The organism is Ruegeria sp. CDSA079 (assembly GCF_059612245.1).
The window spans coordinates 69,113-94,354 of sequence record NZ_JBXWQF010000008.1 but is presented as its reverse complement, the minus strand read 5'-3'; the positions used below and the strand labels follow the sequence as shown (position 1 = coordinate 94,354).

Below are 25,242 nucleotides of genomic sequence, written 5' to 3'. Positions count from 1 at the left end.
GACCGCGTGGTGTCAGGCACACCCATCCCGGATGGACGAAAACATGGCCACCGCAAAATCTATTTCCGACACCAACAACATCGACCATTGAGATCTGCGTATCGACATGGCCGCGGCCTTTCAATGGACAGTACGCCTGGGTCTGCACGAAGCGGTGGCCAACCATTTCAGCCTGGCGGTAAATGACAATGGCACGCAGTTCCTGATGAACCCCAATCAGGTACATTTCAGCCGTATCCGCGCGTCAGACCTTTTGTTGCTGGACGCCGGCGACCCCGACACGCTGAACCGGCCCGGCGTGCCTGATCCGACAGCCTGGGGCCTTCATGGCGCGATCCAACGACGCTGTCCACATGCGCATTGCGTGATGCACACCCATTCGATCTTTACGACAGTTCTCGCCTCTTTGGTCGACAGCATCTTGCCGCCGATCGACCAGAACACCGCAACATTCTTCAACCGCTATTTGGCAAATGGCCGGGCGAAAAATCACGACCTGATCTCTCGAAACGAGATCGAATGGCTGCAACGGCAGGCGTCTTTAGTCGAATGCACGTTTGCAAGAAATGATATCCGAGAACCAGTATTCCTGCGGGAAGATCACAACGCGTGAATGTCGAACGGATCAGAGAATCCCTTGATCTGGGTCCTGCCAAATGTCTTCTGTACATCAGCCCCGTCCAGCAGATCCAGGGTCTCTTGATCAACCAAAATCCGGCTTCCAGTGTTCTGGGTTTCAGCTTCCAATCGGGCCGCGAGATTTACCGTGGATCCGATACAGGTATAGGTCGCCCGGTTGTCAGTGCCGGCATAGCCCGCGACGACTTCGCCTGTAGCGATACCGATGCCGATCCTGAGGCTCTCTTCGCCATCAGCGAGCCGGTCGTGATTCAGCATCTCGATCATGCTATGCATTTCATGTCCTGCGGCAACCGCACTTTGCGCAGTATTGTTTAGCGGTTGCGGAACACCGAAGAGAGCCATCAATCCGTCACCCAGCATCAGGCTGACAATGCCGCCATTGCTGGTCACCGCCTCGAACATCAGCGTGTAAAAGGTGTTGAGCAGATCAATTGTTGCCTCAGGTGCAAGGTTTTCCGACAGGGTCGTGAAACCGCGAATATCACAAAAGAGGACTGATGCGTTTGCACGTTTGCCGCCGATGGCAAAACCGGACTCTTGCAGGTCTTGCGCAACCTCGGTTGTTGCGAAGCGTTCAAGCAGGCGTCTTTGTTCGTCCCGCAGTCGCTTCTTTTCAAGGCCGCTGGAGACGCGGGCGCTGAGAAGTGTCTTGTTCACTGGCTTGGGCAAGTAGTCTTCTGCGCCTAACTCGATGCAGCGCACAATGTTGTCGAGCCCTTCGACCGAAGAAGTCACAAGCACCGGCAATTCGCGCAGGTCGGGGTCCGCGTTAATTGCCTCCAGAACCTGAAACCCGTCCATTTCGGGCATTTCGATATCAAGTAAAAGCAGGTCAAATGACTGACTCGACAGCATCTCCATCGCGACGCGGCCGTTCTCCGCGACAGAAGCTTTGTGCCCCAACAGTTCAACATTGCGAGACAGGAGCAGCCGATTGACCTTGTTGTCATCAACAATGAGGAGATGGCCGGGTGCATCAGTCATTGTTCAGGGTCCGCAAGGCCGCAGCAGCTTTAGCGAAAGAGGCCTCCAGTGCTTTGGCATCCGTAAGATCGCCAGTTGCGGGTATGCCCCCGAGTTCGATTTTCCTTGCCAACTCCGCCAGCGCAGTCGCACCAAAAGTGTTTGCGTTCGATTTGATGGAATGAGCTGCGCGGCGATATCCATCGGCATCGGATGCGTCGGCAGCCGCTTTCAATTCGGCAATCATGCCGGGGACCTCGTCAAGAAAGGTGTTTACAAGTTCGGTGGCAAATTCGTCGCCAGTCGCGTCCTTGAGCTCAGCGAAGATATCAAGATCAATTGGTCCGTTTGTCATGGATCACTTGCTTTTCCTGGGAACATTCAAAAGGGCTTCGATAAGAATAGGCAGGCGGATCGGTTTGGCGATGTAGTCGTCCATCCCGGCATCCAAACACATCTCGCGGTCGCCTTGCATGGCGTTGGCAGTCATGGCGACTATACGCGGTCGGTCTTCTCCGGGGAAATCATTGTTAATGCGGCGTGAGGCTTCGAGCCCGTCCATTTCAGGCATCTGCACGTCCATCAGTACGACGTCGTATGTTTGCCGGTTCACGCTTTCAACCGCCTCAGCGCCGTTGCTGGCCAGATCCGCGCGGTAACCCATCTGTTCAAGCAAGCGAAGCGCAAGCTTCTGGTTCACCAAATTATCCTCAGCCAGCAGAATACGCAGAGGGTGCCGTTTGGCCATCTCTGGGTCGGTCTGGGGTTTGCCCGCCGGTTTGGTCGGTTTCACGGGGGCATCTTCGGTCGAAAACAACGTGACCAGCGTGTCAAAAAGATGCGACTGACGCAGCGGTTTGGCGAGGTTGGCCGCAAAAAGACCGACTTCAAGGTCCATGTCACGTAGACCGAGAGAACTGAAGAGGATCAGCGGCAAGTCCGGATGCTTGGCGTGAATTTTCTGGGCAAGTTCCTCACCATCCATTTCTGGCATGTGCATGTCGAGAATGGCCAAATCAAACTTTTCAGCCCTCTCGAGCGCGGTTAGCGCCTCGGACGGGGTTTCACAGGTGGTGGTTTGAGTGCCCCATTTCTCGGTCTGCAGGGACAGGATTTTACGGTTGGTGGTGTTGTCATCCACCATAAGAATGCGTTTGCCTTCAAGCTCGGACTGGACGCCTACCAGATCGCGTGATGACGTTTTGACCGGTTTGGAGGGTTTGGCCCGGATCGTAAACGTAAAGGTCGAACCATGCCCTTCGCCGTCACTTTCTGCCCACATGGTGCCACCCATGAGTTCTGCAAGACGTTTGGAAATTGCCAATCCGAGGCCGGTGCCGCCATATTTGCGGGTTGTTGAGCTGTCTGCTTGGCTGAAGGACTGGAACAGACGGCTCATCCCTTTTTCGCTCAGGCCAATGCCGGTGTCGCGGACTTTAAACGTCAACTCAAGCGATCCGCGGTTCTTGGCGGTTTGTTCAACAGAGAGCACCACTTCACCGCTTTCAGTGAACTTCACGGCGTTGGATAGCAGGTTCAGCAGGATTTGTCGCAACCGGGTCAGGTCAGCACTGATTGCAAGGGGTAGAGCGTCGTCAAACTCATAAGCCAGATCAAGCTGCTTCTCAGCGGCTTTACCGCTGATCAGATCAAGCGCGCTTTCGATGCATTCACGCAGGTCAAACGGATGGTTCTCGATATCCATCTGCCCAGCTTCGATTTTCGAGAAATCGAGGATTTCATTGATGATGGCCAACAGCGCATCGCCGCTGTCGCGGATCGTGTTGGCATAATCGCTTTGCTCCGCATCCAGCTCGGTATCCATCAAAAGCCCGCTCATCCCAATGACGGCGTTCATCGGTGTGCGGATTTCGTGGGACATGGTGGCAAGGAAAGCGCTTTTGGCTTCATTGGCAGACTCGGCCACCTCACGGGCTTCTTCGGCCTCACGGAAAAGGCGCACGTTCTCAATCGCAATCACAGCCTGATCGGCGAATGAATACGCAAGGTCGATTTCGTCTTTGGTGAAAGCTCCGGCCGTTTGCCGGGCAAAGACCAGCACACCCAGACACGCCGCTCCCTTCATAAGGGGAAGTAACAGAGCCGCCCGGATTCCATGCCGCTCGTATGTGACCTTCTCGAATGGCGGGAGGTCAAGCGCGTCCCAATCCGGCAGGTGGAGCATCTTTTTCTCGTGCAAAACCTGTGCTGGGAAGCTGGACATTGGATCGGGATCGATGGAAAAGCTCTGGTTTCCTTCCAGGGTTTCCGCGCCTTCTCCGGTAACCCGCGCGAGAACCTCGAACGTGTTGTCTTGCGCAGTCATAGCTGCGACCATATCGGACGAGACCAACCGCACACCCGCTTCGGCAATAGCCTCAAAGACAGGTTTGATATCATCGGGCGACTGGCTGATCACACGCAATATGTCCGCACTTGCGGTTTGACGTGCCAATGATGCCTGCGTTTCGTTGAACAGCCGTACGTTTTCGAGCGCGATGATCGCCTGATCGGCAAACGACTCGGCAATGGCAACGTCATCATCGCTGAAAACTGCGGGCGTCTTTCGAATGAACGCCAGAGCACCAAAACACTCCTTCCCGCGCATCAAAGGCACGGTCAGAGACGACTTGAACCCCTTCTTACGATTGATTTCCTGGTCACGCGGAGGCAGGTCATCATAGCTCCATTCAGGCATATTCAGTGTCTTGCCGCTTTTGATCGCCCGAGACGGTAAATTGTCTTCAGGATCAATTGCGAGCCGCTTTGTCCACGTGATCTTCTCGACACCATCTGGAGTAGCGGCAGCGACCTGCCAGAGTTCTGTCTTATTGGCTTGCAGGGCAACCGATAGGTCACAATCGATCAGCATGGTTGCGAGGCCAACAATCTTTTCAAAAACCGGCCTTGTATCGGCGGGGGATTCGGAGATCACCCTCAACACATCCGCGCTGGCGGTCTGGCGCGACAGCGCAGTCTGCGTGTCATGAAACAGCCGCGCATTCTGAATTGCTATGACAGCTTGGTCAGCAAAACCCTTCAAAACGCGCAATTCCTTGGCTTGAAAAGGATTGTCCCGCCGGGCGACACCGACCGCGCCGATGCCTTTCTTTTCCCACATCATTGGGGCGAACGCGACCGAATGGTATCCTGCAATGCGTGCTATCTTTTGAAGCACGGCAGGCGTGTCGGAATTGTTGGCACAATCGGAATAATTGGCGACTTCTCCGGTCCGCAACGCATGCGCAACAGGCGTTATCTGCCACGGTGCCGGAAAGGTCTTTTCGACTTCTTCACGGAAGTCACCAATATACGCTTCGACCTGCAAGAGACCGTCATCATCAACAAGAAGCACATCCAGTTCTTCGCCGCCAAAAAGCACTTTACAGCTTTCGAGAATCTTCTCGAACACCGGCTGCGTGTCTTCGACCGACTGGCTGATAACGCTGAGTATCTCTGCGCTGGCCCTTTGCTGCTCCAGCGCCTCTTCGACTTCGGCGGTGCGCGCCTGCACTTCCTTGAACAGTCGCGTGTTGTTGATGGCGATCACGGCCTGGGACGCAAAAGTTTCCAGCAAGCTGACCTGTTTGTCGCTAAACGCCGCCGCCTTCCTGTGCGCCATGACAATAACACCAACGGTTACGCCATCGCTGACCAAGGGAACCCCGAGCGTCGTAAGATAGTCACCGATCTCCGCCGCCTTTTTCCATGTGTAAGAGGGATCTCCACGGGTGTCTTTAATATAGACTGTCTTGCCATGCAGGGCCGTGCGCCCGATGCAAGAACCCTCCTCTGGCGCGATCGGGTTGTTCGACAGGAATTCGAGAAAAGCATTACTGACGTTGTGGGAAATGGCCACGCGGTAAAGGCCATCGTCAGCATCCTTCATCGCAAAGAACGCATATTCCGGGGAACAGATACGTGAGGAAACCTGCAGGATAGCATCCAGAACCGGTGGCAGATCGTTGGGCGAGCGAGAGATGACGTCGAGCACTTCGGACGTCGCCGTCTGATACTTCAATGCCTCTTCGACCTCGGCAGTGCGCGCCCGCACTTCTTCAAAGAGCCGGGTGTTGTTGATGGCAATCAGCGCCTGCGAGGCGAACGTTTCCAAGAGAGAGATTTGTTTTGAGTTGAATGGTGCGACTTTGTCGTGGCAGAGCACAATTACCCCGACCACAACCTGGTCCTTGACCAGCGGGACACCCAGAAGCGAGCGGTATTTGCCGATGCGAGCAGCCTCTTTCCAGGTGTAATCGTCTGCTTCCGTATCTTCGTAGTAGACTGTTCTTCCCAATTCAGCGGCCTGTCCAATCCCGCTCCCGTGCCCTGCGGGAACCGGGTGGGAGCTGATGAACCTCATGAAGTCGCTGTCAAAATCAAGCGTGATATCAGTGTGGTAAAGCTTATCCCGTGGATTCAGAATCGAGATCGCCGCGTATTTTGGCTCGCAAATCCGGCTGGCGACCCTCAATATCTCCTTCAGCACCGGCTCCAGCTCATTCGGTGATCGAGAAATCACAGACAACACGTCTGACGTGGCGGTCTGATACTCCAGCGCCTGCGTGACTTCTTCCGTGCGTTCCTCCAACTCGTGGAAAAGGTTTGCGTTGGTAATCGCGATGACGGCCTGATCAGCGAACGTTTCCAACAACTTGATCTGCTTGGCGGAAAAACCCGAGACCACTGGCGAGCCAAGAGATATTACACCCACCACCTCGCCGTTCTTGACCAAAGGAAGCCCAAGCAAAGATTTATATTCACCTACACCGCTTTCTTCCAACCAAGTGTAAGTCGAATCCGCCTCGACATCTTCGACGTAGCTTGTGCGCTTCGACAGGATCGCACGTCCGCTTACACCGTTCTCTTCTGGCGAAATCGGGTGGGACTTGACGTATTCTGCAAAGGCCGTGTCCTGTGTGAGTGTTGAGTGCACATGAAAGAGCCCATCGTTCGGGTTCAGCATCGCGACATAGGCATCCTGCAATTCGCAGATACGTGACGCTTCTTTGAGAATGGCGTCCAGAACAGGCGACAGCTGATTGGGAGATGCCGAAATGACGCGCAGCACTTCGGATGTTGAGGTCTGATACTCCAAAGCTTGCGTGACTTCTGCAGTACGGTCCTGCACCTCCCGGAACTGACGTACGTTATCCATTGCGATCACGGCTTGGGCTGCAAAGGTTTGGACCAATGCGACATCGTCATCCGAAAAGGGCGCAACCTCACGGCGATAGAGAACGATCACCCCAAGACCCGTTTCGTCTTTCATCAACGGCACCGCAAGAACCGAGCGGGCACCTTCGACCTCGACCATCTGAACCCGTTTTGGGTCGCGATCCCGATAATAAAGTGGATCATCTGCGATATCATCTTGCCGGATGACCTGGCCATCGATCATGGGGCGGATCGCAACGAGTTCGGTACGCGTCAAGGGTTCCACGAACCCCTTCAGGGCCTCACTAAAATCCGTTCGCGCACCGATATTAGCCGGAATTGTAGCAAGACCACGTTCGTGATCAGCGACGCACAGGAAGGCCAGCGGCGCGTTACACAGACGGCTGGCGTTTTCGAGTATGCTATTGAAGACAGGGCTATCGTCATCGCGGCTACGGCTGATGACTTCGAGGATTTCACGCGATGCTTCTTCCCGCTCAAGCCGTTCCTGAACTTCACGAAACTGGCGCGTATTTTCGATGGCAATGACTGCGTGCTTGGCGAATTCTTCAATCAACTGCACGTCTGGGTCAGCAAACGGACGTACCTCACGGCGGCTGACCGCAATGGCACCTATGGCCCGATCTCGTTGCAGAAGGGGAACAACAACACGTGATCGAATGCCTTCGGTCTCAACCATCATGACAGCCGTAGGATGGCCCGAGCGGAAAAAGTCAGTTTCAGTCAAATCATCAATGCGACCAACCTTACCTGTCCGTATCGCGGTAGACACGGGAATCGAGTCGTCCAATGGCCACTCATCTCCAACATCAAACTCAGTTTGCTGATGCCCCCAATTCGCGGCCAACCGCCCGTGGGTCCCGGCAGCGTTGATCAGAATAAGTACTGCCTGATCTGCGCCACACACCTTGGTGGCCTGCTGAAGCACTGAATCAAAGACGCGTGCATCGTCATCACGGCTTTGGCTAATGACTGTTAGAATTTTCTGCGTTGCCGTCTGACGCTCCAATTGCGTGTGCAGCTCTTTCAATTGTCGCGTGTTGTCCAACGCGATCACGGCTTGGGCGGCAAATCCCTCAACCAGAGAAATCTCGTCGTCTGTAAAGGCCCGAACCTCGCGTCGGTAAATTCCGATAACGCCCACGGGCATGCCATCTGCCGACAAGAGTGGCACCGTCAGAAACGACCGGACACCTTCTTCGTCTACAAGCTGGCGGCGCCATGGATCGCCATTGATGTAGGGTTCAGTTTTACGCAAATCGACATTGTGAATGACGCGCGCCTTTCGCACGGATTCGGCGATCTGGAGGTGTGAGTCCAGTGACCAGCGATCTACGCCAACGTCATAGGTCGCCAATTGATCCCCGAAATGGGCCGCATATTCGAGATGGGTTCCCGCCTCGTTCAAAAGGCTTAATGTGGCGACATCTGTTTCGCAAAGCCGGGCGGTGTTTTCCAGGATTGTCTGAAACACCGGAGCCTCATCGTCCCGCGAACGGCTGATTGTCTCAAGGACTTCCCGCGTGGCGCCTTCGCGCGCCAGACGTGTCTGCAATTCGCGAAACTGGCGAACATTCTCAATGGCGATAACCGCTTGGGCGGCAAAGGTTTCGACCAGCTTGACCTGATCGTCGGTATAGGGTCGCACCTCGTCACGCGCCAACATCAGGCACCCGATTGCAGCGCCATCCAGCATCAGGGGAACAAACAGATTGCTGCGGCACCCGTGCGTGTCGACGATGAGCCTAAAGCGCTCATCACCGGATTTGTGGAAGTCAGTGTCTCCCATATCAACAACGCGCTTGGTCTCGCCGCTGAGGATGGTTTCGGTCACCAGAGAATTGCCCGGCTCCATTGTGTATTTGCCGTCAAGCCAGAGTTGTTGAATGTCCGGGTGCAGGTTGACGCTGGCCACGAGCCGCTGAAGCGTGTCACCTTTTCGCCCAAGGACCAGGCCGGCAAAAACAGCGTCGCAGAGATTCTTGGCGAGCGCGACAATCAGATCGCAAACTGGCTGCACGTCGTCTTTGGCCTCAGAGATCGCGCGCATAACATGTGCGGTGGCTTCAAACCGCGCTTGCTGGTCAGCGGCGCTTAGATCCGCACTTTGGGCAGACGATGGCGTGGGACTTGCCGTCGTCCCCGATGCCTTTTTGTCCCCCACCTGTGCCTAAGCTCCCGTGCCAATCCATGACTTGCAACTGCCCAGAGTTTAGAGAGCATGTTATAGAAGTCACTGGAATTCTTCACGGATGATGTCCGTTGCATTTGTGTGCGCATGGACGAGGTCCGCTGAATTCGGAGCATTCAGTTGGTCAGCGAGGCAACCCGCACGGCAAATTACGCAAGCAGCGCAGCCACTACGTTCCCTGAAGCTTCTATCGCGTCTAACAGCAGTACCACTGAACCTGATCGACCACCAAGCCAGCAGCTTAAGGGCCGGTACCGCGATGGAAATCGGGATGGGCCAAAGAACGACTTTAAGTGTCATTCGGCCGCGACCGCCGATCCAACGTCAAAGAAAACCTGAACGATGGGTGAGTTCGCGTGCTCAAGACCTAAAACAGGTGTTTGGCAGAAAAGAAAAAAAGCCTCTGCGCATTCGGCCTGCGAACAGGGCCAACAGCCTTGGTATCCGCATCGCGGCCTGTAACACCAGTTACTCTGACTGGGGCTCACTCTGAGGCACAGGAACGGCTTTGAGATAAGCGGCGATCGCCAAACGCTCGTCGTCGCTTAATCGAGAAGTATTCTCGATAACTTCAACCATTTCGCCGCCGGCGCTGTCATAATCTGGTGTGAAACCGGATTTCAGGTATTCCGCAATGTCGGCTTCGGACCAATCAAGCTGGTCCGCGGTCAGCCCGGGGATCCGACCTTTTCCGCTTGGGTTTGGTGCGCCTGTCAGCCAGAGATCGCGTTTCAACCCACCCAATCCGTCTCGCGGTGTATGGCATTCGGCGCAATGTCCCAGCGCCTCCACCAGATACCGGCCTTGTATTTGCTGGTTGGTCAGATCGCCATCAACCGCCCAACCCGGCTTTAGATACAAGTGCTTCCATCCGCCCAGACCGCGTCGAATATTGAAAGGGAATCCAACCTCATGCGCGATACTTTCAGCGGCTGCCGCTGGCAGGGCGGCGAGGAACGCATGCAGCGATGCGGCATCCTCCAGCGTCATGTTGGCATAGGACGTATAAGGAAACGCCGGGTAATAATGCTGCCCCTTGGGCCCGGTCCCATGGATCAGGGCATTGGCCAGATCCAGCGCAGACCACGACCCAATTCCGGCCTTTGGATCACTGGATATGTTCGGGGCTACGAACGTACCGAAATCCGTCTCAAACCGACGACCGCCTGCGAGGACGAGCTTATCCTCTCCGACGGCATCCGGGGCTGAATGGCACGATGCACAACCTCCAGCGTAAAAAACCGTCTCGCCCCTTGCGAGATCAGGAGTAACGCCGTTCAGTTGGGTCCGATCAACGGTCTGCGGTCGGGTCAGCACCAAACCGGCCAGCCCGACCAGAACTGCAACAACCGCGGCGAAAATGAAAAAACGCCGCACAGCTAGCGCTCCTTTAGTCTTTCGGTGCTCGGTAGGCTTTATGGCATGCTGAGCAGGCGCCGCCCAGATTACCCATCGCCCCCTTAAGCGCGTCGACATCTTGTCCTGCCGCAGCCTGCATCGCAACCGCGGCGTCGGCCAAAGCCTGCCCCTTGGCGCCTACATCCGGGAAATTCTCCCAAATGGCAGGCAATGCGCGGGTGGACGGGTCGGCCACATTATCGGATCCGGCGGGCCACATCGCGGATTGATCGATCTGCGTCAGAACGACGATGTTATTTGCGGCCCGTGTTGCGGCCTCGGCATCATATTCCACCTCTCCCTTGGCCATGCCGCCAAGAGTGCCAAGATTAAAAGAATAGAGTTGCATTATCGAGGTCCGGGCTTTCACAGCCGGGTTTTCGCTTTCATGCGCGATGGCTGTGCCGATGGCGGCTACAGCCAATAGACCTGCCGCGAAGATGCCAAATCTCTTCATCATGGTATGTCTCCCTGTTCTATACACCGAATACTACCTTGAACGAATTTTCTTGTAATTGTTTGTTATTCATCGTTCCCTGTTAATTTATGAACAACCAAAACTGGGACGATATTCGATACGCTCTTGCCGTAAGAAAACACGGATCACTGAATGCAGCCGCTGGCGCTTTGGGTGTCACGCATGCAACAGTTCTGCGCAGAGTTGCTGCCCTTGAAGAACGCTTTGGCTGCGTGCTTTTTCAGAAAAGCCCATCAGGGTATTCCGCCCTCCCCGAGGCCAGCACAATTCTGTCGGCGATGGAAAGCGTCGAAGAAGCGGTGCTGTCAGTAGAGCGGGCAATTGTGGGTGCGGACCGGTCCCCGGTAGGTCGCGTACGCATTGCGTCCACGGATAGTCTTTGTCAGCTTGTATTGCCTCAAATACTAAACGAGATATCGCAGTTGTACCCCGGCTTGGAGCTGACTTTATTGAGCGGAAACAGCCATCACGATCTATCGAGGCTGACAGCGGACATCGCTGTGCGGCCCTCGATAAACCTTGAAGACGGGCTTGTTGGAGATCGCGCAGGCACGCTGTCATTCGGAGTTTTTGACGACGGCTCTCCCAACCGAAAATGGATGCGGCTAGATGGGGCGTTGAGCCGCTCGCTCCCGGCCGAATGGTTGGTCGAACATGTCAGTGCGGATGAAATGACTAACGGCGCAGATAGCTTTTTAGTGCTTCAGCAGATGGCCGCGTCCGGGGTAGGCAAAGCGTTTTTACCCACATTTATCGGGAATGCGGACCCTCGGCTTCACCTTTCGGTTGAGGGTGGTCCCGAAATTGAAGTACCTCTGTGGGTCACGACGCTGGATGAAATTGCGCAGACCCCGAAGTTTTCGATCGTTAAGCGAGCGTTGGTTGAACGCCTGTCCAGTGTTCTGGCTGCGTGACATACCCTGAACAAAACGCGCGGTGTTCAATTTTCCAATCATCCATTTGTTAGAAGAACTCATGAAGTCTGTATTGAATCAGTTAACCCAAATGTTTCTCTGGATCGTCGACCTGCTTCGGAGAATCCCCACCGCAGTGGCGATGGTGGAAACAGAAAACGGATTTGGGTGGGTCTGTACGCTTTCTAACTACGATCCGAAAAGGGATCAGGAGGTGTGTTCAGCCGGAGATGCCGCATAAAGGCGCGGGCGATCCTTGGAACGGGCCTTTGGTCTGAAACCACAAAATGACCGCGATATCGCATGGGGGATTCAAACCGGACAAACGCTAGTTCGGGGGATCGATACATGTACACCGGAAATGGGTTGATCACCGCCAAGCCCAGACCTTCTCGCGCCATGTCAGCGGCAGCGAAAGAGGTCGAAACTTCTGCAACAATTCTGGGTTCGGCTCTAACCTGGTGCAACAACCGATCTAGTTGTCCGCGCCGTCCATGACGATATGTCAAGGCGATCAGATCCTGTTCATGAAGGTCAGACGGTGTGAGTGTGCCGCGCGTTGCCAGTGGATGCTCTGGTCGCATAACACAAACAGCAGGAGATACCCGAAATGGAATGAGTTTGATGCCCGCACGGCTTTGTTCAACACCGGTTACCGCCAGATCAAAGCGATTTTCCAGGACGCCGAGAGTGACCAATTCAGAAGTGGTTACTTCCAGATTGACGAAAAACCCGGGGTTTGCCCGCAAAAAGCTTGCGATGAGAGAAACGATATATCGATGCGCATAGCTAGGTGGTGCGACCAGACGCAGTGTTTCTTGCACAGCTTCGGCCGGACCGTCGATCCGGTCCAAAGATTCGAACAATGGATCAAGCCGCATGTTGAGCCTGACCGCCTCTTGCGTTGGGCGTAACCTGCCCGCATCCCGCTCGAAGAGCATTTTTCCAAGCCGCGTTTCAAGGCTGCCTATCGAACGGCTGACCGCAGATTGCGACAAACCCAGTTGTCGTGCCGCCGCCGCCGTTGTTCCGGCCTGCATGAGTGCTCGCAATGCTTGGTATTCCGGCAGCGAGTGCCAATTGCGAGGTTTTCCCATTTCTCTGCGGCCTCATGATTCCGTCTACCTCTATGAGTAAAACTCATTGAAATTTTTTGCAATTATGATGATCCCGTCTGCTAGCATGTATCGAAATGATACTGAAGCATGTGGTGCAATGGTGAAAACGTCTCCGCTGATCTTTGACGGGCATAACGACGTATTGTCGAAACTTGCCTCGGCGGGTGGTTTGTCAGAAGCTGGTCGCTTCCTTACAGGTCTTGATGGCGCGATTGATCTGGTCAAAGCCCGAAGTGGAGGCTTTGGCGGAGGTTTCTTTGCGATCTGGGTTCCATCATCGATGGATTTGGCCGCCAAGATGAAAAAGATGGTCGAGCCGAGTTATGACCTGCCGCTTCCAGATCAGATTGATGCCGAAGATGCCTTGCCTGCCGCGTTGGGCCAGATCGCAATCCTGCTCGAACTGGAGCGATTGGGCGCATTGCAGGTGGTTCGTTCGGTTGCTGACATCCGGGAGTGCATGGCGCAAGGCCGTATGGCCGCCATTTTTCACATTGAGGGTGCCGAGGCGATCGACACCGATCTGCATGCGCTAGACGTTTTTTACGCCGCGGGCCTGCGGTCAATTGGGCCGGTTTGGAGCCGACCGAACATCTTCGGGCACGGAGTACCGCTGAAATTCCCATCAGGGCCGGATACTGGCGACGGGTTGACCGATCATGGTCTCAGGCTTGTTCGGCGCTGCAATGCGCTCGGCATCATGCTGGACTTGTCACATCTTACTGAAAAGGGCTTTTGGGATGTGGCGCGGTATTCTGAGGCTCCATTGGTGGCAACCCATTCCAACGCCCATGCCATATGCCCGCACGCGCGCAATCTGACGGATGATCAGCTTCGCACAATTGCTGAAAGCGACGGAATGGTTGGCCTGAATTTTGCCACAGCATTTCTGCGTGAAGATGGGCGGATGTTGTCAGATGTGCCTTTGACGCAGGTTCTGCGGCACCTTGATCACCTGATCGGTATATTGGGTGAGGATCGGGTTGGGCTTGGGTCGGACTATGACGGGGCAATGGTGCCGGAGGATGTGACAGATGTATCCATGCTGCCCCGACTACGAAATGCCATGGAGCGCCATGGTTATGGTGAAGAGCTCATCAAGAAGCTCTGCCACGAAAATTGGTTACGTGTTCTCGAGAAGACCTGGGGGGCGTGACCGTCGATGAAAGACATAGTGACAGAGAGGACAACATGAACGCATTTAGTAGATTGCTTACCGGAGCGGCGCTTGGAATGGCGCTGGCCGTGACTTCGACTTCCGCGATGGCAGAAACGCCACCAAATATGCTGGTTATCGCAAATCGCATTGACGACATCACCACACTGGACCCAGCCGAGAGCTTTGAATTTGCCGGGTCCGATGTCAGCAGGAATGTTTATCAGAAACTGGTGAATTTCGACCCGCTGGACTTGGATGCCGGATATCAGCCGGATATTGCCGAAAGCTGGGACGTGTCAGAGGACGGAACGTCCATCACATTCAAAATCCGGGACGGGCTGACGTTTCACTCTGGTAACCCTGTGACCGCCGAGGACGTTCAGTTTTCGCTGCGCCGCGCGATCATTCTGAACAAAACTCCGGCGTTTATCCTAACACAGTTTGGATTCACGCCTGAAAACATTGAGCAAACAATTGTTGCAGATGGCGATACGTTGACCATCACCACGGACAAGCCTTATGCGACATCCTTTGTCCTGAACTGCCTGACCTCTACAATTGGCGGGATCGTCGACAAAAAGACAGTGATGGAGCACGATAAAGATGGCGATTTGGGCAATGAATGGCTCAAAACCAACACGGCTGGATCGGGTGCCTATAGTCTGGTCAGCTGGAAGCCGAATGAAAGCGTAACGCTGAAATCCAACCCCGACTTCTATCTGGGCGCCCCGACCATGGAGCGTGTGGTCGTGCGCCACGTTCAAGAAAGCGCCAGTCAGCGTCTGTTGCTGGAACGCGGGGACATCGACATTGCTCGCAATCTGAACCCCGAAGATGTGGCTGGTGCCTCATCGGTGGATGGGGTCAAAATCGCAGACGAGCTGAAAGGCCGTCTGATGTATGTATCGCTGAACCAGAAGCATCCCGAGCTGAGCAAACCTCAGGTTAGGCAGGCCTTTAAGTACCTCATTGACTATGAAGGGATGCGCGACAGTTTCCTGAAGGGTCAGTACACGATCCATCAGAACTTTCTACCTCAGACATATCTGGGCGCATCCGACGAGGCCCCGTTTAACTTTGATATCGAGAAAGCCAAATCCTTGCTGGATGAGGCCGGTGTAAGCGGGCTTGAGATTGAGGTCGGCGTGCGCGAAGCACAGGAGCGCATTGAGATTGCGCAGGCCATGCAAAACGCGCTGGGACAAGTCGGCATCAAGATGAACATCACGGTCGGAACCGCCAAGCAGATTCTGGCGCGATACCGCTCGCGTGAACTGGACGTTTATCTTGGGGCGTGGGGGCCGGATTACCCTGACCCGCAAACAAACGCCGGTACGTTTGCGTACAACCCGGACAATTCAGACGAGGCCAATGCCACCGGTTTGCTGGCCTGGCGGAATTCCTGGGATACAGATGGTCTGACCGAGAAGACGAATGCTGCCGTTGTGGAAAACGATACAGTAAAACGTGCTGATATGTATAAGACAATTCAGGCAGATTTCCGTGAGACATCGCCTTTTGTCATCATGTTCCAGCAAATTGAACAATCGGCGATGCGTGACAATGTGACGGATTTCTCGACCGGGCAGGCGATTACGTCGGCGTCATACTGGCAGGTGACCAAGTAAATGGCACTGGCCGAAAGACCAACAGGGGGGCGCCGTTCGGCGCCTCTCATCCATTGGATCAAGAGCATCCTGAAAACTCTTGGTACCATCGCAATAACAATGCTGGGGCTGCTGTTCGTAACCTTCATCATCGGCCGCGTGATGCCGATTGATCCGGTGCTGGCTATTGTTGGTGAACGTGCATCACAATCGACATATGATGCGGTCTACCAACAACTTGGCCTCGATAAGCCATTGTTGGTGCAGTTCTTTTACTATCTGTGGGATGTTCTGCACGGAGATTTCGGAAACTCACTGCTGAATGCGCGCCCTGTATCCGAGGACATCGCCCGGGTTTTCCCCGCCACGTTGGAACTCGCCACTCTGGGTGTTCTGATCGGCATTTTTCTCGGCGTTCCGTTAGGGGTGATTGCCGCAGTCAAGCGTGGCTCGTGGATTGACCAGATCGCTCGGGTTGTCGCGCTTGTCGGCTATTCGATGCCTATCTTCTGGTTGGGCTTGATGGGTCTGCTGGTGTTCTATGGGGTTCTTGGTTGGGTTGGTGGTCCCGGACGGTTGGACATTTTCTACGAAGATGTTGTGCCAACGCGTACGGGTTTGATCCTGTTGGACAGCGCTATCGTTCAAGACTGGGATGTCTTCCGTAATGCTTTAACCCATATCATCTTGCCGGCGGCTTTACTCGGCTATTACTCGTTGGCCTACATCAGCCGGATGACCCGTTCCTTCATGCTGGAACAGCTTTCGGCCGAATATGTCATCACCGCACGGGTCAAAGGCCTGTCGGAACGGCAAGTGATCTGGCGCCATGCATTCAAGAATATCCGGGTGCAACTGATCACGGTCATCGCGCTGAGCTATGCCAACCTGCTTGAAGGGTCCGTTCTGACCGAGATCATCTTCAGTTGGCCAGGCATAGGCAGTTACATCACAACGGCATTGCTGAGCGCAGACATGAATGCTGTTCTGGGCGGAACAGTTGTGGTCGGGCTGATCTTTATCTGTCTGAATATACTCTCTGATCTTCTCTACCGTTTCTTTGACCCGAGGTCGAAATGAGCGATTTGACTTTGCGACAATGGCTGCTGGCCGACGCACCTACGTCACGCCGTCACGCCAGATTGTCCAGTCTGTATAAGGGCTGGTTAACACTGCGAACGAATTCCATGGCTATGGTTGGTTTGACCATTCTGGCACTTCTTGTTTTCACCGCTGTATTTGCCCCTGTTCTGGCCCCGCATGATCCGTTTTCTCAGGATCTTGCCAGCCGTCTTCAGCCCATAGGGACCGAGGGGCATCTTTTGGGCACCGACAGTTTAGGGCGAGATATACTGTCCAGATTGATTTATGGTGCACGTATCACGCTCTACATCGTCGCTCTGGTTGCTTTGATCGCCCCAGTTGCGGGTCTTTTGGTGGGGACTGTTGCGGGGTATGCTGGAGGTTGGGTCGATGTGGTCCTGATGCGCATCACGGACATATTCCTAGCTTTCCCGCGTCTGGTTCTGGCGCTGGCATTTGTTGCAGCCCTTGGCGCCGGGATCGAAAATGCGGTGCTTGCCATTTCGCTAACGGCTTGGCCTCCCTATGCACGTATGTCGCGGGCCGAAACGCTGACCATCCGATCGACTGACTACATCAACGCGATCCGCCTGCAAGGTGCAGGGCCTTTGCGCATCATCACGCGCCATATCTGGCCACTTTGTATTTCGTCGCTGATCGTGCGCGTCACGCTGGATATGGCTGGGATTATTCTGGCGGCGGCTGGCTTGGGTTTCCTCGGTCTGGGCGCACAACCGCCCAGTCCTGAATGGGGGGCGATGATATCAGAGGGTCGCAGATTTATATTGGACCACTGGTGGGTTGCCACTGTGCCGGGGCTCGCGATTTTTACGGTATCGCTGGCTTTCAACCTGCTGGGTGACGGCTTGAGGGACGCCCTGGACCCGAAGGATGACGGACAATGAGTTTGCTGGACATCGAAGATCTTTGGGTCCGTTTCCCAACCCGCCAGGGCGTGTTCGACGCCGTACGCGGCATATCGTTCTCGCTGGGACGCGAACGGCTGGGTATTGTCGGTGAAAGCGGTTCCGGCAAGTCAATGACGGGTCGGGCTATCCTGCGCCTTATCCGCAAGCCCGGCATAGTAGAGGCCAGTCACGTCAATCTGGAAGGTCGCGATCTGCTAAAGTTAAGCGAACGCGAGATGCGCGAGGTCCGGGGGAAGCAGATTTCCATGGTCATGCAAGACCCCAAATTCTCACTGAACCCGGTGGTCACTGTTGGTGAGCAACTTATGGAGGCCTATCTTCAACACAATTCCGGCTCCAAGTCTCGTGCACGGAAGATGGCTATCGAGATGCTGGAGAATGTGTCGATCCGTGATGCTGAGAGGGTGATGCGCGCTTATCCTCATGAAGTTTCCGGAGGTATGGGACAGCGTATCATGATCGCGATGATGCTGATCCCCAATCCCAAGATACTGATCGCGGATGAGCCGACCTCAGCACTGGATGTCAGCGTCCAGAGACAGGTTCTGAACATCATGGACGGGTTGGTCAAGGAACGGGGCATGGGGCTGATCTTCATCAGTCACGACCTGAACCTCGTGTCCGAGTTCTGCGACCGCGTTCTCATCATGTATTCAGGCCGGATTGTCGAAGTCTGCGAAGCGAACAAGCTGCACCAAGCCCAACACCCATACACCCAAGGACTGTTGAATTCCCTTCCCCGACTTGATGACACCCGCACCCATCTGAGCGTCCTGACCCGTGATCCGTCCTGGTCGAGTGCGCCAAGTGTCAGGGGGTGAGATGACTGCACTGGAAATCAAAGATTTGGACGTCTGGTTCGGCCAAACACATGACCGCGTTGATGCGGTCAAAGGTGCCAACCTCAGTGTCATGCAAGGCGAAAGCTTTGGTCTTGTGGGAGAGAGCGGATCCGGTAAATCGACCATCCTGCGCGCAATAACGGGCCTTGCGCCGCAATGGTCCGGTACCATCGAGGTCGAAGGTCAGGCGCTGTCCGGAGCGAAACGGGATCGCGTATTCTTCCGGACGGTGCAAATGGTGTTTCAGGATCCTTACGCCTCGCTTCATCCGCGGCACACAGTTGATCAGGTGCTCAGCGAAACTCTGCATCTGCACGGATTGGACAATATCGACATACGTGTGGCGGGTCTGTTGGATGATGTCGGCCTTGGGCAACGGTTCCGGTTTCGATACCCGCACCAGCTCTCTGGTGGTCAGCGTCAGCGCGTTGCCATTGCAAGGGCCTTGGCAGGCGAGCCAGATATCCTGCTATTGGATGAGCCCACGTCGGCCTTGGATGTCAGCGTTCAGGCCGAAGTTCTGAATTTGCTCGCTGACCTGCGCACGAAACACGGACTGACCTATCTGATGGTATCCCATGACCTTCCTGTAATTGCGCATATGTGTGACCAACTAGCTGTCATGAGAAACGGCGAGATTGTGGAAGTCATGTCCTCCGAAACTCTACGGATGGGAAACCCCAGGCATGAATACTCGCAGGAATTGCTTAGAGCTTCGGTTGCTCCACAGTGAGTGTTGCGTATCAATGTTGGGACAGTCAATGCGACAACACCGATACTGTTTGTCTGTCGTCAGGGTTTTTCGGAGAACTGAGGCTGTATCGTAACGGAGGAATTTCCGAGTTGTTTAGGGCAGATTGTGAGGGGGCTAGCGAAAGCTGTCTCACGCCTTCATTTCAACGGTGTAATCGGTCCAAAGGTTGATAGCATCGGTGCGAGCGTGGCGGTATGAATCTGCGGTGAGTTGATAGCGACGCGGTCGGAAAATCAAATTGATCTGGTCGTGCGCGGATAGAAACCTTTGAGCCTGTCGGTGGGATTTGAACCGCCCGAACATTTTCTCCCATTTGCGGGTCGGCCTGTGCCACACTTCGATCGCGTTGTTGAGGCCGTTGTGGGCTCGGTGGTCAGCGTCCGGGACCAGTGTCTTGATCGGTTTGATAAAGCTGCGCAATTTGTCGGTGATGAGGTTTTGTTGCAAAGATTTGAGCCCGTTGAGTTGTTTCAGCAATCGCTTGTAAGTCAGGTAGCGAGCTCAGCGAACTGCTTAAACGGACAGAGTCCAGGCGTGAGTTGGCCCTTGCGGATCATGTGCGACACTTCGATTCCGCCGAGCGTTGCCGCCGCTGAAGCGAAGGCCTTGAACCCCAGCATTGGCCGCGTGCGTGTCTTGATGAAACGGTGGTCCTGTTCCACGATATTGTTCAAGTATTTCCGCCTCACCATCTCAATTGGGATCGGGCAGCCAAAGCCTTTGAGCATTTTGTTGATCGCCTTGATCCCGGCGGTGTTGGCACCGCTCTTGTCGATCACAATCTTCCTTGGCAATCCATTGATCTCCAACATCCTGGCGAAGAACTTGGTGGCGGCTGGTTTGTTGCGACGCCGTGAAAGCATGAAATCAAGGGTCTTGCCGTGCTTGTCGACAGCTCGATAGAGGTAGACCCACGCGCCTTTAACTTTAATGTAAGTTTCGTTCATTCTCCACGAACGGTCACATGGCCCTTTGCGGCGACGTGTTACCTCAGCGATTGCACCAGAATACCGTGTTACCCATCTGTTTAGCGTGGTGTGGTCCACTGAAACACCGCGCTCGGTCATGATTTCTTCCAGATCCCGGTATGACACGCCGTATCGGACATAGAAAAACACCGCGAACAGGATCACATCCTTCAGATATTGCGCGCCTTTGAAGGAAATCATGAACTGACTTTCGGCTGAGTATACCGAAAGTCATTCACCCGCAGCATCCGACCTCGTCAACAGCCAAAAGTTTGCAACTGATCGACTTCCGCCTGACGGCGCGGAGGGATGCCAAGGCAGCAAGGGCGTTTTTGCGCCAGGCCCGAGATACCGTGCGACAGTACCAACCGCAAACGATCGTCACCGACAAGGCGCACAGCTACGCAAAGGTGATCCGCGAGATCAACGACCGCCTCGGGCCTGAAGATACGATCAGGCACATTGACCGCAAGTATTTGAATAATAGGATCGAAAGCGATCACGCCGCGCTGAAGCAGCGATTGCGGCCCATGCGCGGGTTCCAGACATTGGCAGGAGCGAAGGCCGCGCTCGCTGGCATCGAAACTTTTCGCACCATTCGAAAAGGCCAGTTCGAGAATTGTGAGACCAGAGTGATCAACGAGATCATCTTTGTCGAAAACCTGTTCCAGGAAACTGCATGAACGGTGAGCACTACCGACGATAAACGCAGCTCTATTACGTTAATGCAACGGACCCGGCTCGATCGAGTTTGAGTTGGTCTGCAAAACTTCTGCGAGAACTAAAGTCCCCGTTCTGTCAAAGCGTGTCGTAATCCGCCAAACGGTCTTTGAGAAAGGTGTAGTTCTCTCTCGCCTTCAGCAGATGTTCGCGATTGATTGACAGATGGCGGAAATCCTCATCCGTGGCGACAAATCGTTGCGGCGGAACGTTCTCATCCATCCAAGGCAGGCAGAAGATCGAATTGCCCCACGTCTTTCCGGCACGGTTCAGGGACAAAAAGTAAATCTGGTTCTCCATTGCGCGGGTCTTGGCAAAGCTGTGCCAGGTATTGAAAGATTCATCCCGGTAATATGCGCCGCTATGAAGGATCAGATCAACACCGTGCTTCAATGTCAGAACGCGCGACAGTTCGGGTATTCGTATGTCGTAGCAAATGATGGGAGAAATCGTTATGCCGTTGATTTCGAACGTAAATACATGACTTCCTGGTACGAAGTATTCCTTCTCCATCGACGCACCGTATTGGCAAAGATGGAGCTTATCGTAGTGCCCGACCAATTTGCCTGCGGGTGATACCACCGCAACAGATATATGGGTGCCCTGCGTCCCTTTGCGCGCAAACCCATAGGACACGTGCGCGCCAAACTCGATTGCCACAGCCCGCCAGGTTTCAAAGGATGCGCCCTCCAGCGGCTCTGCAATCTTGTTGAGCCGGTCGAAGGCCGCGCGGGAATAGTCGATGCTTGAAAGCTCGGGCAGAACCACAAGGTCAGCCGGCCGCGTCTTCAATTGGGCGCGGATTTTGGCGGCTGATATCTCCAGATGTTTGTCCCGCGCTGCGGCACTTTCCGTAGCCGGGACCTCTATCTGGCAGGCCAGTAGCGTCAGGGCGTCATTTGAGGTCACGGCTTGGCCTTTCCTTGCATTTGCTGCAGTCTGCCCATTACCCGGCCACAGCCAGATTGCGGCTACGCTCGGTGAGCGGGACGCTGTTTAGTCGCGCACGAAACATCTCAAGAAGGGCGTGTTCCGCCCGGTTCAGGCGGGCATCCTTATGGTGAACCAGATGAATATCAATCGCCAGCGTGTTTTCATAGGGGGGTAATCGCCAAAGCTTGCCACGCCTGACAAACCTTTCAGCCACATGGTTGGGGAGCGGCCCAAACCCAAGGCCCGCGCTGATCATACGCTGGGCCTCTCCCAGATCGGATGTGTAGCCGATTACCCAGTTATCCAGCTTATGCTGCGCGCGCAGCAACGCCACCGGACGCAGCGCATCCCAAAGTTGATCGGTTCGAAAGGACACAGACGAGTGATTTCGCAAATCGTCCAGCGAAAGGTCACGTTGCCCGAACAAAGGATGGCTGGGTCCGCAATAGAACCCAAAAAATGAGCGGAACAATACATCATGCATTAGGTTCGAGTGTGCGTCATGTACTAGGCACACCCCAAGAGACGCAGATTTTGTCAGCACGGCCTGGCGCACGTCCTTGCTCGACATGACCTCAATGTCAAAGTTGACTTCGGGAAACTGTCGGTGGAAATCCGAAAGGACCTGATCGAAGAATTCGTTTTCTATTCGGCTGAGCAAGGCGAGCTTGACCGTGCCTGTCACTGTGTCCTCGGTACTCTGCGCACTATGAATGGCGCGCGCCAGGCTGCCGAACATTTCCAAGCATTCCTTATAGAGGCTCTGCCCCGCCGGGGTGACGCGAAAATGCGAGGGGCTGCGATCGATCAATGGCGTGCCCAACCGGGCCTCCAACCGTTTGAGAGCCTGGCTGACCGAGGGTTGGCGGCGCATAAGGCGTTTTGCCGCAAGCGTGATACTGCCTTCCTGCACAATGAACATGAAGGTGCGCAGCAAGTTCCAATCCAGTTCCCGGATCAGCTTTTCCTGATCAGTGGCGTTCATCATTGATCTCATCAATAATAATAACTCGCATTATCTATTTGCTCCATGTCACTTTTAAACACAAGGTTATGCTTGGCGTTGTCCTACCAAAAATACCGAAGCGAGGAGCCCTTTGAAGACATCGAACCTGTTTTACCAGAACCGTACGCGCCGCCCCGAAGTCGAGCGCGCCGAAGGGATTTATATCTGGGCGAAGAACGGAGAACGGTATATCGACGGATCATCCGGTGCCATGGTCAGCAATATCGGCCATTCCAACCCGCGCGTTCTGGACGCGATGATGGCGCAGATGAACAGCGCCACTTTTGCCTACCGGCTGCATTTCGAAAACGCACCAGCGGAAGATCTGGCGACAGCGATTGCTGATCGTATGCCGGATGGGTTGAGCAAGGTGTTCTTTGTCTCTGGAGGGTCCGAGGCGGTTGAATCCTGCGTTAAATTCGCGCGTCAATGGGCCGTCGCGTCAGATCAGGCAAGCCGCTGGAAAGTGATCTCGCGCTTTCCCTCCTATCACGGGTCCACGCTGGGAGCGCTGGCAATCACCGGCTACGGGCCGCTGACAAATGCCTTTGGGCCGCTGTACAAAGATATGCCGAAAATCCCTGCGCCGACCTGTTATCTGGATCGTGACAACCTGTCGGACCATGACAGGGGATTGAAATATGCCGAGATGCTGCGAGATGAGATCATCGCTCAGGGGCCCGAAACCGTTCTGGCCTTTGCGATGGAACCCGTAGGCGGCGCGTCCACCGGGGCGCTGGTGGCGCCCGACAGTTATTACGCCAGAGTACGCGAGATTTGTGATGATTTCGGCGTGCTGCTGATCATGGACGAAGTGATGTCAGGCGTCGGACGCACTGGGGCGTTTTTAGCGTCCGATCATTGGAATGTGCGTCCGGACCTCGTGGCGCTTTCCAAGGGCTTTGGTGCGGGTTATGCGCCGTTAGGGGCAATGATCGCCGACGAAGGAATGGTCGGCACGGTGCTTGATACCGGCGGGTTCGCGCACGGGCATACCTATGCGGGAAACCCGCTGGCCTGTTCGGCGGGGCTTGCGGTTCTGGACGAGATCGAACGGCATGACCTGATGACCAATGCAAGCGTCATGGGGGATGTGCTGATGGAGGGCCTTCGGGACCTGATGAAGCGCTATGCCTTCATTGGCGATGTACGCGGCAAGGGCTTGCTGACCGCATTCGAACTTGTCTCGGATCGTGAAACGATGGCACCGCTGCCCAAGAACCTGAACGCCTATGAGCGGCTTGTGGAGCTTTGTTACGACCGAAATCTAATAACGTATTCGCGCCGCACACGTGGCGGGGTGGAGGGCGACCACTTCCTTGTGTGTCCACCGATGATTGTGACTGAACCTCAGATCAATGAAATCCTGAACATTCTTGACGACAGTCTCGGGGCCTTTTCCCGAGAATGCGGATTGGAGTGCTAGCCATGGCACAAAAGATCATTCTCACTTGCGCCATCACCGGCTCGATCCACACCCCGAGCATGAGCCCCTACCTCCCGGTGACGCCCGCCGAGATCGCGACTTCGGCGATCGAGGCCGCTGAGGCAGGCGCGTCTGTCCTGCACCTGCATGCGCGCGACCCGGAAACCGGGCGCCCAAGTGCTGATATCAACGTCTTTCGCCAGTTCCTGCCCCGGATCAAGAACGCAACAGATGCGGTCATCAATCTGACCACCGGCGGCAGTTCCCAGATGAGCGTGGAACAGCGTTTGTCAGCCCCCGCCGAACTGGCACCCGAGATGTGTTCGCTGAACATGGGGTCGGTCAATTTCGGGCTTTTCCCGATGAAGGACCGATATTCGGACTGGACCTATGACTGGGAGGAAAGTTTTCTCGAAAACACCCGTGACACAGTGTTCAAGAACACGTTTCATGACATCGAAACCGTGTTTCGGATGCTTGGTGATGAGGCGGGCGCGCGATTTGAATGCGAATGCTACGATGTGGGCCATATCCAGACGATTGCATTCTACCTGAAGCAAAAACGCCTTGTGCGACCGGTATTTCTTCAATTCGTCATGGGGGTTCTTGGTGGGATCGATGCAAGCCCGCACAGCCTGATGAACCTCAAGGAAACTGCTGACCGTCTTCTGGGCGATGCGTACGAGTTTTCGGCACTTGCGGCAGGACGGCAGCAGATGCCTCTAGCCACGATGAGCACCATTCTGGGCGGGCATGTGCGCGTAGGCCTCGAAGACAGCCTGATGATCGGGCGCGGGGAACTGGCCATCAGCAACGCCCAGCAGGTCAGAAAAATCCGGCACGTTCTGGAAGAGTTGGGATATGAAATCGCCACTCCGGCTGAGACACGCAAGATGCTCAGCCTCAAAGGCGCAGACAAGGTGGGGTTCTGAC

Annotated in this window: 19 protein-coding genes and 2 pseudogenes; 11 read left to right on the top strand and 10 right to left on the bottom strand. The window is 55.0% G+C overall.

The annotated features are described in order from the left end of the window. Nucleotides 1–106: 106 nt before the first annotated feature. Nucleotides 107–469, top strand: a pseudogene (locus tag AC2FJZ_RS10680) (class II aldolase/adducin family protein); the annotation flags it as partial. A gap of 131 nt (nt 470–600) precedes the next feature. On the opposite strand, the gene AC2FJZ_RS10675 reads toward AC2FJZ_RS10680, so the two are convergent. The 5 genes from AC2FJZ_RS10675 to AC2FJZ_RS10655 all read right to left on the bottom strand — a co-directional run bounded on the left by AC2FJZ_RS10675 (nt 601) and on the right by AC2FJZ_RS10655 (nt 10,832). Further along, nucleotides 601–1,626, bottom strand: a complete 1,026-nt coding sequence (locus AC2FJZ_RS10675) for an adenylate/guanylate cyclase domain-containing protein (protein WP_496777495.1) — start codon at nt 1,624–1,626, stop codon at nt 601–603. Then, complete coding sequence (locus AC2FJZ_RS10670) at nt 1,619–1,960, bottom strand: Hpt domain-containing protein (protein ID WP_496777493.1); 342 nt, start codon at nt 1,958–1,960, stop codon at nt 1,619–1,621. The genes AC2FJZ_RS10675 and AC2FJZ_RS10670 overlap by 8 nt, the downstream gene beginning before the upstream one ends. Nucleotides 1,961–1,963: 3 nt before the next feature. Further along, nucleotides 1,964–8,947, bottom strand: coding sequence for a GAF domain-containing protein (locus AC2FJZ_RS10665; protein WP_496777492.1), 6,984 nt, complete (start codon nt 8,945–8,947; stop codon nt 1,964–1,966). 495 nt (nt 8,948–9,442) lie between these two features. Further along, nucleotides 9,443–10,351, bottom strand: a complete 909-nt coding sequence (locus AC2FJZ_RS10660) for a c-type cytochrome (RefSeq protein WP_496777490.1) — start codon at nt 10,349–10,351, stop codon at nt 9,443–9,445. Nucleotides 10,352–10,364: 13 nt separating this feature from the next. Further along, the gene (locus tag AC2FJZ_RS10655; protein WP_496777488.1) at nt 10,365–10,832 is read right to left on the bottom strand and encodes a c-type cytochrome; all 468 of its coding nucleotides are present in this window, start codon (nt 10,830–10,832) and stop codon (nt 10,365–10,367) included. Between the two features lie 86 nt (nt 10,833–10,918). Between AC2FJZ_RS10655 and AC2FJZ_RS10650 the strand changes: the two genes are divergently transcribed. Further along, nucleotides 10,919–11,764 carry a LysR family transcriptional regulator gene (locus AC2FJZ_RS10650; protein ID WP_496777486.1) on the top strand — a complete coding sequence of 282 codons (846 nt, stop codon included), beginning with the start codon at nt 10,919–10,921 and terminating at the stop codon, nt 11,762–11,764. Between the two features lie 185 nt (nt 11,765–11,949). Here the strand turns inward: AC2FJZ_RS10650 and AC2FJZ_RS10645 are convergent, their stop codons facing one another. Then, nucleotides 11,950–12,861, bottom strand: coding sequence for a LysR family transcriptional regulator (locus AC2FJZ_RS10645; protein WP_050604370.1), 912 nt, complete (start codon nt 12,859–12,861; stop codon nt 11,950–11,952). Nucleotides 12,862–12,979: 118 nt separating this feature from the next. Here AC2FJZ_RS10645 and AC2FJZ_RS10640 point away from each other — a divergent pair, with 118 nt between their 5' ends. Genes AC2FJZ_RS10640 through AC2FJZ_RS10615 form a run of 6 tightly spaced genes read left to right on the top strand, consistent with a single transcriptional unit; the run spans nt 12,980 to nt 19,235 of the window. After that, the gene (locus tag AC2FJZ_RS10640; protein WP_496777484.1) at nt 12,980–14,038 is read left to right on the top strand and encodes a dipeptidase; all 1,059 of its coding nucleotides are present in this window, start codon (nt 12,980–12,982) and stop codon (nt 14,036–14,038) included. A 35-nt stretch (nt 14,039–14,073) separates the two neighbouring features. Next, nucleotides 14,074–15,669 carry an ABC transporter substrate-binding protein gene (locus tag AC2FJZ_RS10635; protein ID WP_050604372.1) on the top strand — a complete coding sequence of 532 codons (1,596 nt, stop codon included), beginning with the start codon at nt 14,074–14,076 and terminating at the stop codon, nt 15,667–15,669. After that, nucleotides 15,670–16,728 carry an ABC transporter permease gene (locus AC2FJZ_RS10630; RefSeq protein WP_496777482.1) on the top strand — a complete coding sequence of 353 codons (1,059 nt, stop codon included), beginning with the start codon at nt 15,670–15,672 and terminating at the stop codon, nt 16,726–16,728. Continuing rightward, a complete protein-coding gene (gene nikC / locus AC2FJZ_RS10625; RefSeq protein ID WP_496777480.1) occupies nt 16,725–17,636 on the top strand; it encodes a nickel transporter permease in 912 nt (303 codons plus the stop codon). Before AC2FJZ_RS10630 ends, nikC begins: the two co-directional genes overlap by 4 nt. Continuing rightward, nucleotides 17,633–18,481 (top strand): ABC transporter ATP-binding protein, encoded by an 849-nt coding sequence (locus AC2FJZ_RS10620; protein ID WP_496777478.1) that lies wholly within the window; start codon nt 17,633–17,635, stop codon nt 18,479–18,481. The genes nikC and AC2FJZ_RS10620 overlap by 4 nt, the downstream gene beginning before the upstream one ends. A 1-nt stretch (nt 18,482) precedes the next feature. Next, nucleotides 18,483–19,235, top strand: a complete 753-nt coding sequence (locus AC2FJZ_RS10615; RefSeq protein ID WP_050604376.1) for an ABC transporter ATP-binding protein — start codon at nt 18,483–18,485, stop codon at nt 19,233–19,235. Nucleotides 19,236–19,385: 150 nt separating this feature from the next. On the opposite strand, the pseudogene AC2FJZ_RS10610 reads toward AC2FJZ_RS10615, so the two are convergent. Both AC2FJZ_RS10610 and AC2FJZ_RS10605 read right to left on the bottom strand, forming a co-directional pair. After that, nucleotides 19,386–19,736: pseudogene (locus AC2FJZ_RS10610) on the bottom strand (DDE-type integrase/transposase/recombinase); the annotation flags it as partial. An 8-nt stretch (nt 19,737–19,744) separates the two neighbouring features. Next, entirely contained in the window at nt 19,745–20,425 is a 681-nt protein-coding gene (locus AC2FJZ_RS10605) for an IS6 family transposase (RefSeq protein ID WP_496777475.1), read from the bottom strand. A 71-nt stretch (nt 20,426–20,496) separates the two neighbouring features. On the opposite strand from AC2FJZ_RS10605, the gene AC2FJZ_RS10600 reads away from it, so the two are divergent. After that, nucleotides 20,497–20,907: a DDE-type integrase/transposase/recombinase gene (locus AC2FJZ_RS10600; RefSeq protein WP_172677887.1), complete on the top strand. Its 411-nt coding sequence runs from the start codon at nt 20,497–20,499 to the stop codon at nt 20,905–20,907. A 115-nt stretch (nt 20,908–21,022) separates the two neighbouring features. Here the strand turns inward: AC2FJZ_RS10600 and AC2FJZ_RS10595 are convergent, their stop codons facing one another. Further along, the gene (locus tag AC2FJZ_RS10595) at nt 21,023–21,853 is read right to left on the bottom strand and encodes a carbon-nitrogen hydrolase family protein (RefSeq protein ID WP_496777473.1); all 831 of its coding nucleotides are present in this window, start codon (nt 21,851–21,853) and stop codon (nt 21,023–21,025) included. A 37-nt stretch (nt 21,854–21,890) separates the two neighbouring features. Further along, on the bottom strand, nt 21,891–22,862 hold the full coding sequence (locus AC2FJZ_RS10590) for a LysR family transcriptional regulator (protein WP_496777471.1): 972 nt from the start codon (nt 22,860–22,862) through the stop codon (nt 21,891–21,893). A gap of 112 nt (nt 22,863–22,974) precedes the next feature. Here AC2FJZ_RS10590 and AC2FJZ_RS10585 point away from each other — a divergent pair, with 112 nt between their 5' ends. Both AC2FJZ_RS10585 and kce read left to right on the top strand, forming a co-directional pair. Beyond that, nucleotides 22,975–24,309: an aminotransferase family protein gene (locus tag AC2FJZ_RS10585; protein WP_496777469.1), complete on the top strand. Its 1,335-nt coding sequence runs from the start codon at nt 22,975–22,977 to the stop codon at nt 24,307–24,309. Between the two features lie 2 nt (nt 24,310–24,311). Then, entirely contained in the window at nt 24,312–25,241 is a 930-nt protein-coding gene (kce, locus tag AC2FJZ_RS10580) for a 3,5-dioxohexanoate:acetyl-CoA acetone transferase (RefSeq protein WP_496777467.1), read from the top strand. Nucleotide 25,242 lies beyond the last annotated feature (1 nt).